The following is a 14,382-nucleotide window of genomic DNA, read 5'->3' as shown; positions in this document are numbered from 1 at the left end:
TGCCTTATGGTTATTAATTTTTTGGAGTTTACGATGCGGTTAATGATTTCAGCTGTGGTGGTGGTTTACATAGGCTATTTCTTTCCAAGTTATGTCCTGCTTGATTACTACCTGAGCATTACCCGAGAGTGGGCATTAAATCCGACTTTGGATCGAGCACTCTACTCTGCTTTCGCCTACTATTTTCTACCTGTTATCGCTTTTTTCGTGCTATTTGTTAGTGCTCGGCGAGATAAGCATTGGAAGCAGTACTTAACCTCTTGGCCCAGAAACGTATGTACATGGGGTGAAGGCGCGTTGATATTGATTGGGGTGATTTCATTAAATTCCGTATCAAATTATCTTCAATATATTATTTTTGATTGGTTTTCCCCGGGATCTTGGCAGGCCCAATCCTACAATTTTACCCCTTTATTTTCGGCCTCTGATGGCGTAATTGATTGGTCGAGTGTGTTGCGAAGCGCTCTAGACGGTGTGCTCATTTCTCCCGTGATAGAGGAGCTCCTGTTTCGTTATTTGTTGTTTGTTATTTTCAGGTCCATTTTTGGGGTTACTAACGCCGCATTACTCTCAAGCTTAATATTTGCTTCAATACACCAGTGGGCGCTGGACGCATTTATGTCTGGGGCGTTTCTATGTTGGGTCTTTGAGCGATATCGCCGCCTAGGAGTAGTCATTGTCATTCATGCTTGCCATAACCTGTTTATTTTACTTTATGATCTTGTCTATTATTTAAGCACTCAGCTTCACTTTAACCCTTGGGAGGCGGTTGATATTAGTATTATTGCGTTGCAAGTGGGGTATCTAGTGATTTTTTCACTATTTATTGATTATCAGCGTAGAGGGTTTAAGGAGAGGTAAGGTTTATACGGGGCGGTCTACTTTACGCCTTTATTTTAAATTCACTTGGTTGAGTTTTAGCGTGCTTTGGTTGTCAGCCACTTTTCTCCTCCATCATAAAAGTGAAATGAACGCTACGCGATTTTCACAATGAAAACAGTGCTGCCAAGAGGGAGTAAGGAAAGGATATTTAAAAGTTAGTGAGTGGTCTAAGCAAGCAATTGTCTTGCCTAGCTTCTCCGTTCCCTTCAAATCTCATTTTTAATTATAGTTAAATAATAAGTGTTTTTTTACCCAATCCTATAGCTTTGTTGATTCATCAAAAACCTATGGTTAAATAATATGCGAAAAATAATTGAAACTCAGTCAGCCCCTAAAGCTATTGGCCCATACTCTCAAGGGGTGATTTCTGGAGGGCTAATTTTCACTTCCGGACAGCTACCGCTTCACTCACAATCAGGCTTGATGGTTAAATCCTGCCTTGAAAAACAAACGACTCAATGCCTAGAGAACATGAGAGCCATTTTGCTACATGCGAATACTGATGTGTCAGACGTAGTGAAAACAACCGTTTATCTTACCGATATGGTGAGCTTTTCAATTGTGAATGAAATTTATAATGATTTTTTCATTAAACATGGTGCCAATTATTTTCCCGCAAGAACCTGTATCGAAGTGTCAAAACTCCCTCTCAATGCCATGATTGAGATAGAGGCCGTTGCTGTCGCACCTTAGCCGTTAACGTTTCGTAATTTTTTAGCTCCAGGGTGCCTATGTCGTAATTGTCATCAACAGCGCGAAAAATCCGAATGAGAGCATATTTGGTACGCTTAACTACTGAGCAAATTGATTCCTTAAAATCAAACTTAGATAGTACCTTCTATTGGTTTCAAGAAGGTACTGTGCTCAACTTCCTTGCGATAGCAAAATTAAAGAGCATGTTGTAGAACTACTAAAACATCGAAAATAAGACACCTAACAAGGCCATCTATACCTCAGGAGGAAAAATGGAAAAGGTCATCCGAGAACTGGCTAAAGAAGTAGGTCGAGTTATTCAAAAACCAGAAATGAAAACTGACTTTGTAATCAAAGGTCTCGGCATACGAAGAGGTGAAGAGGCGTTAATCTATCGTATTCCCTCTCATTCTAAAAAAGCGTCTTTCTATGAAAAAGGAGTGACTCTCTCTGAATTCCAGTTCGCTTACGTACATTTAAAAGAATCGGGTTATTTTACGAGAGCTTGGTTTAATAAAAACCTCTCTGCTTGTGCAAAAGAAGGGGCGTGCAATTTTACAACAATAGGCGGGGTTTTTAGCATTTTAGGTGTGGCAGAATACACCTCAAAGGCGACCTATCAATTAAAGGCATAACAAACTGTTTAGTGTAACTCCCAACGCTTTGCATTTCTCTCCACTAAACTTACTAGACTCAAGTGATTCAATAGTATCACTTGAGTCTTCTGTTGGAGTCCTTCTCATGAAAGTCGAGCTTGTTACTTCCCTTAAGCGTCAAGCGACCAAAACCCTCACAGACCTAGCCAGTGCTGTTCACCGAACATGGGACCCCCTCTACGTATCTGGTTGATGTGGACACCAGTTTATGCAAAACCGTTTGGCTATTCTCGAAGGGCTTGCTGGCGGTGAACTCGCAATCTCAAAGGCAAAGCACTGGGTCCTGATGAAGCAAGGAAAAATGTCAAAATGGCTGAAGGGATTTGGAGTGAGCCCGCGTTATCGACTCTCAATAATTCGCGGAATACATTGCCCTTGAAAACCTGCTCGCTGCCAAACAACTCGTTCAAAACATCTTCGAAAGAGTCGAACGCCTCAGCTAATTTCCCGAGTCTGGGCGTCTTCCTCCTGATCTTAAACACCTCAATTCTCGTGAATTCGTGGTTAATCCTTGCCGTGTTTTTTACCAAGCTAAAGGTGTGCATCTTTAGTTCAGCTGAACTAACCGTTGAACTAAAAACGTCTCAAGACGCTCTTGAAGTACTCGACCGTGATCAGTTTACCTTAATGAACGACCCCACGGCTATACGGCTGAGACGGGAAAAATTATCGTTATAAAACAAGGCAAAGTGACGTTTTCTGTTGAGGCCCAGAGGCTCATCAGCCCGTTATTAACTATCACGAACACCACCGCTGAAAATGTGTTGCTCACTTAATGAGACGGAGCGGAACAATACGAAAAGCGATTGCTTAAAGTGATAGAAGGCTTAACTTGGCGACACAAACGGTAAGTATTTTAGTTCTTCCCCAAGTTTGGATTTTAAAAAACTCAATTATACCGTTAATGAGATGAAATATAATGTGGTGCGGTCTTACGCAAAAAGCATTCAAGCGCTAGAGTAGAATGCCCCGATGGACGGACATTATGCAAATTTTCGACAACAAGATGGTGCGAGAAAAATGACAGTGTTGGTAGACAATATGACCGTTATTGCAAGGATTTAGCAAAGCTAACCGTCCCCGAATTAACTGCGCTCACCAAGGAGCATGGGGAGTTCTATTCATACTTCCCAACGCTTCATTTCTTTTGGACGTCGAGTAAAATTGCGCCAGAAATCACCACGCAATCCGCCGGCGCTTCAGAGTTTCTGTCTATCACTTGGTTCTCAAGAATTTCAAACATCCATAAGAGCCATTCTTCTCTGGCCATCTGTGTACGGAACATTCAAGTTCCGTCGGCAACGCTATCGAAAGGCCGAGGGCTGGCTCGGCTTTTCAATGTCTTTATTAACGATGTTTACTGGGGCTCCAAGGTTTCGCCAGAGCGATGAAAACGCTGGAAATTTACTTCTTTCTAGGGCCACTCTGTATGAGCCTCAGCGATCCGAGGGATTTGGTTTCCATGAATTGACCCATTGCCGCCCAATGGGCAATGGTTTGGGACGGGGTCAGTCCAGAGCTTTTGGCGGCTCTGAGTGCTTGTTTGAACAACACTTGAGCGATATAGACACTCACTTTCATCACTAATCCTTCTTGTTCATGCTTACTTTATTTAAATTTACTCGGAACCCAAGATTTTGCCGCTAGAGTTTATTTTAAAACCGTCCTAATAGGGCTCGATCGGCAAATAACCACGCCCCTCAGCGCTCGGGTTGCTCGTCCTTGACCGTGATTTGAATCTTTTGGATGGGTAATTTTAAAATTAATAAGGCTAGACGCCGTCAAAAACGGGCAGCGCTTCGAACAGGACTAGTACGTTGATAACGATGATGCTCACACCGTAGATAAACACACCAACCAACACCAACTCTCCTCCAGGCACTTGGTAAGCCTTCGATTTTTTCTGATCTTCTTCACTCTCTTCAAGGTTGTTAAACGCTGGTCTTTGTAGTCTCGATTTCCTTACTAACAATGCCGGTACGATACATGCCCAAATCGCAGCGGCAGACGCTGCATAACCAATTGCGCTAAGAAAACCAAAAGGAAAAAGAAGAGAAAAAATAAGAGGCGGAATAAATGTAACCGCCCAGGTCTTGGTTCTTCCTTTGGAGGTAGCATCAAATTGAAAAAGATCGGCCAAAAAATCAAACACACCCAACCCTACCCCAATAAAACTCGACAAAATGGCCGCCGCTGAAAAAGCACTAATGACATTTGATAGGGTTTCTTCAGCCAACACTGCTTTTAAGCTGATGAGTAAGATGTCTATATTTCCACCTTCTGCAATTATAGGGCCGAAGCTAATTCTTGGTAAATTACCATAGATACTTAATAGCCAAATGGTGTAGATAAAGAACGCCATGAGCGTTCCGCCTACAATCGCCCTTTGTGCGAGCCTTTCATCAAGGTAGTAGTCTCGCAGAGTGGAGACGCTGTGCTGGTATCCAAATGAAGTTAAAGCAATAGGGAAAAACCCCCATACGTATTGCGCATACTCAAACTTTAAGTGAGCAGTATCCAACAAAGTAACAAGATTAACATTAAACCAAAGGCCAGCAGTCCCAAAAATAAAGCTGATAATCATAAATAGCATCAACACCATGGAAATGCGGTCAACTGTTTTTGTTGAATGCCAAACTAGTCCAGAAAAGATAAGCACAAAAAGGATAGAAGCTAGTTTAGGGGAAAGGCCAAAGTACTCCTTAATGATCAGTCCAGATGAAGTGATGTAAGCGTACAGTAAAATCCCTCCCACAAAGTAGATCATTAAGTTATTAAAAAAATTAACCTCTTTTCCTAACAAATCTTTTGTGATGGAAGAAAAAGACGACCTGTATGGATAATCTTTTAAAACTTCGAGTAACAGACAACCACTGGTTGTCATAATGAGCATAGTGAAGAGCAAAGCCATTAAAGCACCGATGGTCCAGACCCCAGCCCCTGCAGCGGGAAGTCCAAGCATACCAGCGCCGACGCAAATACAAGCGACAATACAGGCTCCTCCAATCATTGAAGGCGGGGTTGTGCTCCTTACCTGTTTCATACTAGACATAAATAAATACCTTTCTTTCGTTAGTTCAATTGCTCTTTTAGACTGCTCCCCTTACAAGCTAGGAGGCACAAAAAAGCGCTAGAACCTAGAATCTAGAACTTAATTTTAGGAATGACATATTAATTAAATTCTAAATTAGCCTAATATTTCTACCTAGTTAACCTAACTAAAAAATATTGTTTCGATGTTGAGTGCAGAAGGTGTCAAAATCGGGGGGGATTTAAGGTTCGTCAGAGAATGCGTGAAGCTGGTTAATGAGTAATCAGCCAGGTTCGCATCGATATAAACATGCAAAATTGGAGAGGCTAGACGCGATGATCTTACTTAGATTGGGTCTGGTTCGAAGTAGACCTACTTAAGCCGACGCGTTGTGGAATGGTCTTTATCAGATAAGCCTGATGCCACAATTTCAGGCAAGGAAAGATATGAGCTATTACTTGATGAGTTACTACAATCGGCCTCGGCCTCAGCACGCAACTCATGGGCTGTCGCCAGTAAATGCCGAAAATAGGCTTAAATCAGTGTCCGAAATGTTGACCACTTACACTTAACAGAATAACGTCTATCTTTTGGGGGGTCAGCGTGGTTTTTGTCTACGAGAGTTCGAGAGAGTTTGTGTTGAAAATCAGCGCGAGCGTTAGCGACTTTTTCATCGCATTTAGCTAATAGCAATCTAGCTTTACGAGATAACTACTTCTGCTTACGTCTGAGGTTCTTCTCAGCACGCTTTATAAATCTGGGGTTAGCTGTCTTTCTGCCGTTCGATTCAATAGTAAAGTGAGACAGACCAAGATCAATACCTGTCACCTTACTCACTGTATGAAGCAAACTAGGCGCTTCCACTCCATCATCAACAAGGATAGATGCGTAGAACTTACCTGTTTTACTCAACCTGACAGTAATACTTTTAACTTTACCTACAATTTCACGGTGAATGTTCGCCTCTACAGGTTTCATTTTCGGAAGCTTGCGGTACATATGCGACTTTAAATGTAGAGCTTTGTGGTTCGCAAAACGCACAACGCCAAACTGAGCTATTAAAAACTCAGATTGCTCTTACGTTGGGTAAATGCGTGCCTTAGTTGCTCTTAACACTCAAAATCCTTAACTGTATTCATGAACAGTCGTATATCAACTGCTTCGGGCTGTCTATCTTAAAGTGCTATCGCACTTTCGCCTTATCTCCCCGCCCTCAGAGCTGGCGAGGGTTTACGGCGTGATTGCTAAAAAATCAATTACTCCCAGGACTGTGAAAATTCTTGATCTTTAAAGGCAGCAGCGAGGCCTGTGACTTGCTGTAATCGTAGAACTTCATCTTTATCCATTCCCAATTCGTAACAAATTTTATGATTTGCCCATCCCATCTCTTTGAGTTGAATAATCAGATCTGCAATCAGTTCAACTTGGTGTGAGCCACGCGCCAGGTTATGGCGAACAGAAGTCGATATGCAATTTTCTTCAGGCAAATTAAGGACCACCGCGGGGATGTACCCCGTTAGGGTTTGCAGCTCTGGGTGGTTCAATAATAATTGATAACGATGAAACCCATCGATGACAACGTATTTTTTGACCGAAGTATTCAAACGATTAACCAAAATAGGCATAGTTAAACCATTTTTCTCCATCGACGTTTTTAGGAGTTTGCTTTCTGGAGGCGCCATTTTATTTGGGTTGTATTGATTAGCTTCTATTTCATCAAGTGGGATCATTTCAACATGACAAGCTGGCGGTAAATCAGGAATAAGCTCGATGAGTACTTTGGCTGCTTTATTGTAAATTGCGACCTTATCAATGACTTGTTTGTCCGTGTTATTGATAGATTTCAACGGCTTCTTGGTGCGATGCTGATAAGCTAGAGTAGGTTCACTTTCCATTCGTATCACTCTTCTTCTCCATAGAGGGCATGGTATTGTTTTGCTAAGGACTTGTTGTACCCAAAAGAGAGTCCTCGGCACCAATAGTCATTTTTAATCAGTACTTTACAAATTCTTCTCCAACTAGGAACTTGCTTCCTAGATTCCAATTTACTCTCTGCGTAATCAGGGATGCAGGTCACTCCTTTTTGAGGACCGTTTTTACGCCACCACTGTAAGAACTTAAAAATTCGGTCTCGGTAATGTTTTTCTACATGTGGCGGCATGGTTTTCAGAAGGTATTTACTGTATTGCCGGTAGCTAAGCCCCGGTGGTAATTCAAAGCGATAATAACCAAGGATACGCCCCTGACTTTTTGAGTATCGAGCACCAAAGTTACATCCTTCTACTCTGGCAACTAATTTTTGCCAGGTATCAGGTTCTAATATTTGATATAGCCACAGCCCTTTTCTTTGCTCATCGCCAAAAGGTTGGCAAAGCCGCTGCTGTGAAAGAGGGACGCCGGCCTTATGCATTAAGTCGTAAATACGGTTGTAATCCCAACTAAAGCGGTAATTCGCAACCCAAATATCTTTAGTTTTCCAATCGTATAAGGGATAAGCCATATACACATTTGGCTGCATTTTAGTCGTCCAATATTTATCTGAAAATTTTTTTTTGGACCTATTTTTAATGGTATTGAAGCGATGTAAAGATTCATCAGCACGTATACCGATTAACACAGCGATTGGCTCACCCCTTTCCTTTTGGTACCAATGAGCAAACTTAAAAACAAAGTCTTCAAACTCCATCCCGTTTTGGAAAAAAGGGAATACATCCGGGTTTGAAATCACGCCTTTATGCGGTGGTCGGTCCCTGACCCATTGCGCTTCTTTAGCAGGATCCCAACAAAGCCATTTAGGCTGAAACTGTGAGATTGAATTCCTTAAGCTGAGCGGTAAACAAACCCAATAGGGGTTAATTTCTCCGTCCAGTACCATGCGCTCAATGAAGGCATGAGTTTCATGATACTGAGCTTCAAAGTCCACGATGAGTACATCGACAGGTAATCGACCACGCTTTTTCGCTTCTTGAATAGTCAGATTTAAAAGGACGCCAGAGTCTTTCCCTCCAGAGAAGGAAACATAGAAATGGTTAAAGTTGTCGAAAAGATAGCAAATTCTTTGTCGAGCGCCTTCAAGCACATTGTATTTTTGCTGAATTTTATCTCGAGAGAAATCGCCTTCTCTTCTTTTTTTACTGGCAATCATGATTTCCACAATGTCATTAACTACTCAAATAAAAATAAATAACTTTTGCATTTTTTATAAATTAATTATTAATAATTAATTTATTTATAAGGGCAATATTGAAGAAAAGCTCTTCCGAATTTCAAGCTCGGGAGAGCTTTGAGAGACTAGAAACTAAAGTGAAGATTACCTCTTAAACCAATAATCCAACTGTCATCAGCTTCTGAGTTCTTCGGTAAAGAATAAAGATATTGAACATTAGGAGTTAACGAGAGCGCACCCCAGTTCATTCGGTAATAGATTTCAGAGTTGTAAGAGTCATCAGCTACATTAGCAGAGTTGGGCTTAGCCCAACCCAAGGCGATGCCTAGCATGCCAGGTCCTGCCTCATACCCAGTACCAAACACGACCGAAGATTTGTATAGAGCCTCAGGTCCTTGCGCGACACCGGCTCTGAAAAATGGTATCCATGAGCCGGTTTTATATATGGACGACCAATTTGCGCCATAGTTTTCGCTAGCTTTCTCTTTTCCATCACTGTGCCAAACTGTTAGGTGTGAATTCTTCAAATAAAAATCGTCTTTCGACTCCACCCAACCTATTTCTAGGGACTTAAAATATTGATTATCATTGATGAACTGTTCAACACCATCGAAAGGCTTAGTCGAATCAGCTTTTGCATCAGAGAAACTTGCATAAAAATAATAGTTTTCCGACATCATATGGCGTAGAACGCCGCCGAATGTTGATTCATCTGGGATTGGGATAGAACCGGAACCGGTACTAAACTGTAAGTTAGAAAAACCATAGTAAGGGTTACCCAACTGATAAGTATCAACATAATCAGTTGCATCTAAAAAACCAACCATCATATCAGTAGATTGTTTATTAAAGGTTTGTGTCCAATAAAGATTCGTTAACCTTAAACCTATATCACTAAAAGCTGGTTGGATTACACCAAACCCTCCGACATTCTCCATGACAAATTCAGAGGGCGTACTCTCTGTATAACCGTGCTTATGATCAACCCTCAGCTGCAAAGCTCCGGTATCACTCTCTTTTTGGTAAGCTCGCCAATTCAATGTAATCCGTGCAATACCAGCTGCCGCACTGCTGTCTTTGTTCGGCAAGCTCTCACTGGACGTTAAACCAAAAACATAATAATCCACAGCTCCCTTTAAATCCTGGTCTTCAGCCGCATGAATCAACGTTGGCGTAACAAACACAACCGATCCCACAAGCGTTAGCCAAAAACGCTTAGTCTTTTTCGTAAATGCTACATTCTCAATCATATCAATAACTTCCTTTTTTTTTCATCGAAGTTGTACGACTCAGCTCAACTTTCATTGTTAGTCAGGAGTTATTAAGAGGGATTTGAAAAATGAATACTCGTAATTAATAGGTAATTTAAGCGCTCTCCTTTATCAACCTGTCACAATCATTTATTTAAAATCGAAAACACCTCAATTTTTTATACCAACATCAAAAATTGAGGTATATACTATTTCTTATCCCTACCCGGAGGCAGAAATGGATAATCAAAACACTACAAACACATTTCAAGCGCTTAAAATCGGTGCAGACGCTTACATTCAGCGTCGTAATCAACGTTTACTGGCCAATCATCGCAAAGAGCTGCGTAACTTTACCCGAGCAGAAGCCTCGGCCTACCTTGGCATTGATGCAAAAACGCTTGATCGGTATGTTACCGCCGCTGCGATAGATCCCCGTCGTCATGAAGACTCACAATGGTCGATCGATATCGCGGAAATGTACAAGGTACGTAACTTACTACCAGATAATCTACGTAAAGACGCTAAGTTCATACGCAGTGAGCAGCAAAAGGCGCAAGTGATGGTTATCCAGAACCAAAAAGGCGGTGTTGGTAAAACCGTTTCTGCCGCGACTATCGCATCAGGTTTAGCGACCGAGTTTCATCAAGAGTATCGTGTTGGTCTAATCGATATGGATGGCCAAGCCACGCTATCGATGTACTACGCGCCCGAAGCCGAGCAAGAAGGTAACTTGTCTGTTGGTGACTTGATGATGAAAACGTTCGACCTCGATGAAGGCGAAACCGTTGATCAAGTCATCTCTGAAGCCTTTCTTGAAACTACCATTCCAAACCTGCGCATTTTGCCTGCCGCGCAAAGTGACCGAGCGATGGAAGGCTGGTTTCATGAGCAAGTATTCAGTCAAACCTTAAATTCACCTTATTCACTACTTAAAGACATCATCGATAGTGTAAAAGATGAGTTTGATATCATTATTATCGACACCCCTCCTTCACTAGGTTATGCAACCTTCAATGCGTATTTTGCCGCAACGAATGTGGTCTTCCCATTGTCGATTACCGAAAACGACATTGATGCTACCTGCTCTTACTTCAGCTACATTCCTCAGGTGTGGGCCCTGTTAGAGAACGCCAACCATGAAGGCTACGACTTCATGAAGATCTTACTGACTAACCATCGTGATAGCTCAACCACTACCGAATTAATGAACAACCTGTACGACAACTTCTCTCCTTACTTGTACTCAAAAGAGTTTAAGCATAGTGAGGCCGTTCGTCAGTCATCTTCCCTACTCTCGACGGTGTTTGATATGTCGAAAAGTGAATACCCGAAAAGCAAAGCAACTTTCCAAAGCGCGCAACAAAACAGCTATGAAGTTACAAGTCAGATCTTGCGCGATATTCTGAACGTTTGGCGTGAACAGGAGAACAAATAATGGCGAAGAAACGTGGCGGGAGCCCTTTAGGCAATGCTCCTGGTTCAGCTCAAGCGCAGCAATCAGCGGCCAAAGCAAATTTAGACACTCTAACAAGTCAACTCAGCACCGAGCTAGAGAAAAGCGGGCAAAACGCTGAAGACTACCTTAGAACTAAGTTTGGATTAGAGTCTGTTGGCCAGAAAATGGTTTGGCAATTAGCTTCTGGTTCAACTGCCACTTTCAATGAAGTTACACTGTCACACGAACAAGTTAAGCAGAACTCATTTGTGACCTTTGATGTTAATGGTCGTGACCAGTCTCTGTTAACCAAAGAATCATTGGAAGATTTGAACTCGTTAGAGTTTCAGCAGTTCTATCCAGCCGTTGGCCGAGAAATTAATGGTCGCATTGATATTCTTGATGGCTCTCGCCGTCGTGCTTGGTTTTTATTTCAAGAAGGTCGTGTAAAAACATTCCGAATTCTAGTCACTCAAAACGAGCTTTCTACCACCGATGCCAAAGCGCTGGCTAAGCAGCTGCAAACCGCCAAAGAGCACAACCAGCGTGAAATTGGTTTGCAATGTCAAACTCTGATGAAGAACGGTGAGCTAACTCAAGAAGATGCGGCAAAAATCTTAAATATTAGCCGTCAAGCGGTAGGTCGAGCGCTGAAAGCAGCCAGTATTGACAGTAAGCTGATTGCCCTATTCCCTGTCGTTAACGACTTGTCTCATGCTGATTACTCCCTCTTGGCTAAGGTGATGAAAGCGTTCGCCGATGACAAGAAAGCCTTGAGCAGCTTCATTAAAAAAATAGCCGATAATGCTGTCAACGCTCAGGCTGAGCAGAGCCAAGAAGACGCTAAAGACGCTCTGATTGCTTACATTAAAGTTGAGTTAAAGATCGTTGAAGCCAAGCAAGAATTAGACAAAGCTGTCATTACTCCTCTAGCAGAGTTCGACAGTAAAGGTATGTTTGCTCGTAAGCGTGTTAAAGGTCGAAACTTTTCGTATGAATTTGGTCGCTTATCAAAGGATGTCCAAGCTGAACTCGATAAAGCTATCCAATCAGTGTTAGGTAAACACCACCAATCAACTTTATAAAAAGATAAAGGCTCTCAAATTAGGTAATGCCGTTCACTTGTGAGTGAACGGCATTTTTGTTCTTAGCATACCGGCTGTGGTCTAGGCTTAACTGTTCTAGGGAATGTTCTTTCCCTTCGCCCTTCAAGTATTAAGCTTTCAGCCATGTTGTGAAACCCCTTTAACTGACGAGGTATTGCTCCTGGTGTTGAGTAAGGTAAGCCTACAAGTAACGCCGATACATGAGCTAATGTGCCGTTAAAACTCAGTTGATAAGGAAGGTAATTTCCCTTTAAATTGAAGCAGAGCTCGACCATCTGATATCGGATTAAATTGTAAGTAAGCAAGATGCCCCATAACTCCTGCTTGACCAGCTCTGGTAAACGACTTCGCAGCGTAAGACGGTTTCCAAGCATGTATTGTTTTTGCTCTCGGTAGCCCAGCTCTATTTCCCAACGATGCTCATAAAGGCCTGCAATATCTTTTGATGGGTAACGCAGGGAGTCCGTCATGGAGGTTAATACTTGGTAGTCTTTTCCTTTAATTTTACGAGTGACAAGTCGAGCGGTTATCGACTTTGGTAAATCAGGCCATAGCTTTCTAGCTCTTGGATTACTGTGTAATTGAACAAGTTTGTCATTTCGCCCTAAAGATTGAACAATGTCATATTGTGTATTTTTCTTGAGGGGGATAAGCCAATGGCGCTCTGAGCCAGAGTCTTGCCATTTATGTAATAAACCTAAAGAATAGAACCCCTTATCGAAAATTGTTACGCTATGGTTTGGTGTTGTTTCTATTAGTTTTTCAGCTAATATCATTTCGTTTGTATTGTAATTATCAAATGCACTGGCCGTAATAATGTGACTGCTTAGTTCCATTTGGCAGACCATTCTCACTTGCGGATATTGCGTCCCTTTTTGTCGAGAAAATGCATTTTCATTTTGCGGGTTATCGGGCGTTCGCCAAACAACGCCATCGACACCAAGAAGCGTTAACCCATTCCACTAGGGTAACTGTGCGCTTTTCAACCATGACGTAGTCATTCGCTCAAAGACCGCTTTTATTGCGTCTTCACCCAACGTCTTTCGACGTTGAGTCAACGCACTTGGTGCGACAAAAGCTTTACCTGTACGGTCGTACAATATCAAGTTGGTTAACTAAATCTTTCATGGACTTATTGTTATAGATGGCCATTCCAACAAGCAGCCACACCATGGATTCTAGAGTTAACTTTCTCTTTCTCATCGTGACGGTATCAGTAAGAGAATAAGACTCGTCGATGAGTTCAATTGGAAGCAAGTCAGACAAAGTTTCAATGTTGCTAGGTTTCCAATCATTAATTATGTTTAGAGCTTGAGAAACATCCATAAAAAAATCCAAGTGCATTAAATACACTTGGATTTTGACAGCTCTGGAGGATCGTTCAACCGATCACTTTGGCTTTAACTGATCGGCATTACTCATAAGAGCGGCTTTCTTTTTAACGACTGATTGGTTGGTGTAGCACTACTGTTGTATTGAGAGAGCGAATGCCATTGAACGACTCTATCTCATTACATAAATGGTGTATTGATTGCAGGTCAGGTGCTTCAATCAAAGAAATAATGTCGTAGGTACCACCAACAATGCTTGTAAGTCTGACTTCAGGTAGTTCTTTTAACGCATTACTTACATCATTTTTCTTACCTTTTTCACAAGAAATCAGCAAATAACTTGCCGCTTTTCTCCCGTCATTTTCTACTCTTATTTGTGCCGTATACCCTTTGATAATACCGGTTTTTTCAAGTCTGTTGATACGTTCAGCGACTGCTGTTCGCGACAAGCCGATGTTGCGAGAAAGGTTAGCAATCGATTCTCGCCCATTGGAGAGTAGATTCGATAGAATTTTACGATCTAGTTTGTCTAAGCCTTGTAAACTAATGTTGGACATCATGTGTTCTGCCTTTTCTGAATTATTATTATATTTGTATTTCTCTCAAATTAGAGCCTTTATCTTTCACCTAACCCGTCCTAAATAAGGTTGACACATATCCAACATGAAATTAGAGAGTTACAAATACAATTATGACTCTTATCAGAACGCACTTGCGGAAAGGATAATGGAAGACTAAAGATAGAATACTCACTGATGATGCAAAGAAAATGGTCTCCAAATCAGTAAAAACTAAGCCCTACAATGAGTTTGGCCTCGTCAAACTCTCC

General features: G+C 41.7%; 12 protein-coding genes and 3 pseudogenes. 7 read left to right on the top strand and 8 right to left on the bottom strand.

Annotation, left to right across the window (positions count from 1 at the left end; genetic code table 11):
- From ACED59_RS20715 to ACED59_RS20695, 5 genes and pseudogenes are all read left to right on the top strand, one after another.
- Positions 1–861, top strand: an 861-nt coding sequence (locus tag ACED59_RS20715) for a lysostaphin resistance A-like protein (protein WP_371731377.1), incomplete at its 5' end; no start/stop codon positions are given.
- Positions 862–1,182: 321 nt separating this feature from the next.
- Entirely contained in the window at positions 1,183–1,575 is a 393-nt protein-coding gene (locus ACED59_RS20710) for a Rid family detoxifying hydrolase (RefSeq protein ID WP_016800045.1), read from the top strand.
- 272 nt (positions 1,576–1,847) lie between these two features.
- Positions 1,848–2,210, top strand: a complete 363-nt coding sequence (locus ACED59_RS20705) for a hypothetical protein (RefSeq protein WP_016800046.1) — start codon at positions 1,848–1,850, stop codon at positions 2,208–2,210.
- A 106-nt stretch (positions 2,211–2,316) separates the two neighbouring features.
- A pseudogene (locus ACED59_RS20700) lies at positions 2,317–2,550 on the top strand (prevent-host-death family protein); the annotation flags it as partial.
- Positions 2,541–2,770, top strand: a pseudogene (locus ACED59_RS20695) (type II toxin-antitoxin system RelE/ParE family toxin); the annotation flags it as partial. The pseudogenes ACED59_RS20700 and ACED59_RS20695, both read left to right, overlap by 10 nt.
- 599 nt (positions 2,771–3,369) lie before the next feature.
- Here ACED59_RS20695 and ACED59_RS20690 read toward each other — a convergent pair.
- The 6 genes from ACED59_RS20690 to ACED59_RS20665 form a co-directional block, all read right to left on the bottom strand.
- On the bottom strand, positions 3,370–3,516 hold the full coding sequence (locus tag ACED59_RS20690) for a hypothetical protein (RefSeq protein WP_016800048.1): 147 nt from the start codon (positions 3,514–3,516) through the stop codon (positions 3,370–3,372).
- Positions 3,517–4,002: 486 nt separating this feature from the next.
- A complete protein-coding gene (locus tag ACED59_RS20685; RefSeq protein WP_029222809.1) occupies positions 4,003–5,283 on the bottom strand; it encodes an aromatic amino acid transporter in 1,281 nt (426 codons plus the stop codon).
- Positions 5,284–5,973: 690 nt separating this feature from the next.
- Positions 5,974–6,240: a transposase gene (locus ACED59_RS20680; RefSeq protein ID WP_229648116.1), complete on the bottom strand. Its 267-nt coding sequence runs from the start codon at positions 6,238–6,240 to the stop codon at positions 5,974–5,976.
- Between the two features lie 278 nt (positions 6,241–6,518).
- A complete protein-coding gene (locus ACED59_RS20675; protein ID WP_017102340.1) occupies positions 6,519–7,157 on the bottom strand; it encodes a ParB/RepB/Spo0J family partition protein in 639 nt (212 codons plus the stop codon).
- Between the two features lie 5 nt (positions 7,158–7,162).
- Positions 7,163–8,407 (bottom strand): DUF3440 domain-containing protein, encoded by a 1,245-nt coding sequence (locus tag ACED59_RS20670; protein WP_102428347.1) that lies wholly within the window; start codon positions 8,405–8,407, stop codon positions 7,163–7,165.
- Between the two features lie 146 nt (positions 8,408–8,553).
- A complete protein-coding gene (locus ACED59_RS20665) occupies positions 8,554–9,678 on the bottom strand; it encodes a carbohydrate porin (protein WP_017102338.1) in 1,125 nt (374 codons plus the stop codon).
- Between the two features lie 238 nt (positions 9,679–9,916).
- On the opposite strand from ACED59_RS20665, the gene ACED59_RS20660 reads away from it, so the two are divergent.
- Positions 9,917–11,116 carry a ParA family protein gene (locus ACED59_RS20660; protein ID WP_016800054.1) on the top strand — a complete coding sequence of 400 codons (1,200 nt, stop codon included), beginning with the start codon at positions 9,917–9,919 and terminating at the stop codon, positions 11,114–11,116.
- The gene (locus ACED59_RS20655; protein ID WP_017102337.1) at positions 11,116–12,201 is read left to right on the top strand and encodes a ParB family protein; all 1,086 of its coding nucleotides are present in this window, start codon (positions 11,116–11,118) and stop codon (positions 12,199–12,201) included. Before ACED59_RS20660 ends, ACED59_RS20655 begins: the two co-directional genes overlap by 1 nt.
- A 19-nt stretch (positions 12,202–12,220) precedes the next feature.
- Here ACED59_RS20655 and ACED59_RS20650 read toward each other — a convergent pair.
- Together ACED59_RS20650 and ACED59_RS20645 are read right to left on the bottom strand one after the other, a co-directional pair.
- Positions 12,221–13,548 (bottom strand): annotated as a pseudogene (locus ACED59_RS20650) (IS4 family transposase).
- Between the two features lie 112 nt (positions 13,549–13,660).
- Positions 13,661–14,113, bottom strand: coding sequence for an Lrp/AsnC family transcriptional regulator (locus ACED59_RS20645; protein WP_017062578.1), 453 nt, complete (start codon positions 14,111–14,113; stop codon positions 13,661–13,663).
- Between the last annotated feature and the right edge of the window lie 269 nt (positions 14,114–14,382).

This window comes from Vibrio sp. FF266 (assembly GCF_041439695.1).
Classification (GTDB): Bacteria; Pseudomonadota; Gammaproteobacteria; order Enterobacterales; family Vibrionaceae; genus Vibrio; species Vibrio tasmaniensis_A.
Note: the sequence above shows the minus strand (reverse complement) of the source record. Positions and strands in the feature narration are given on the sequence as shown.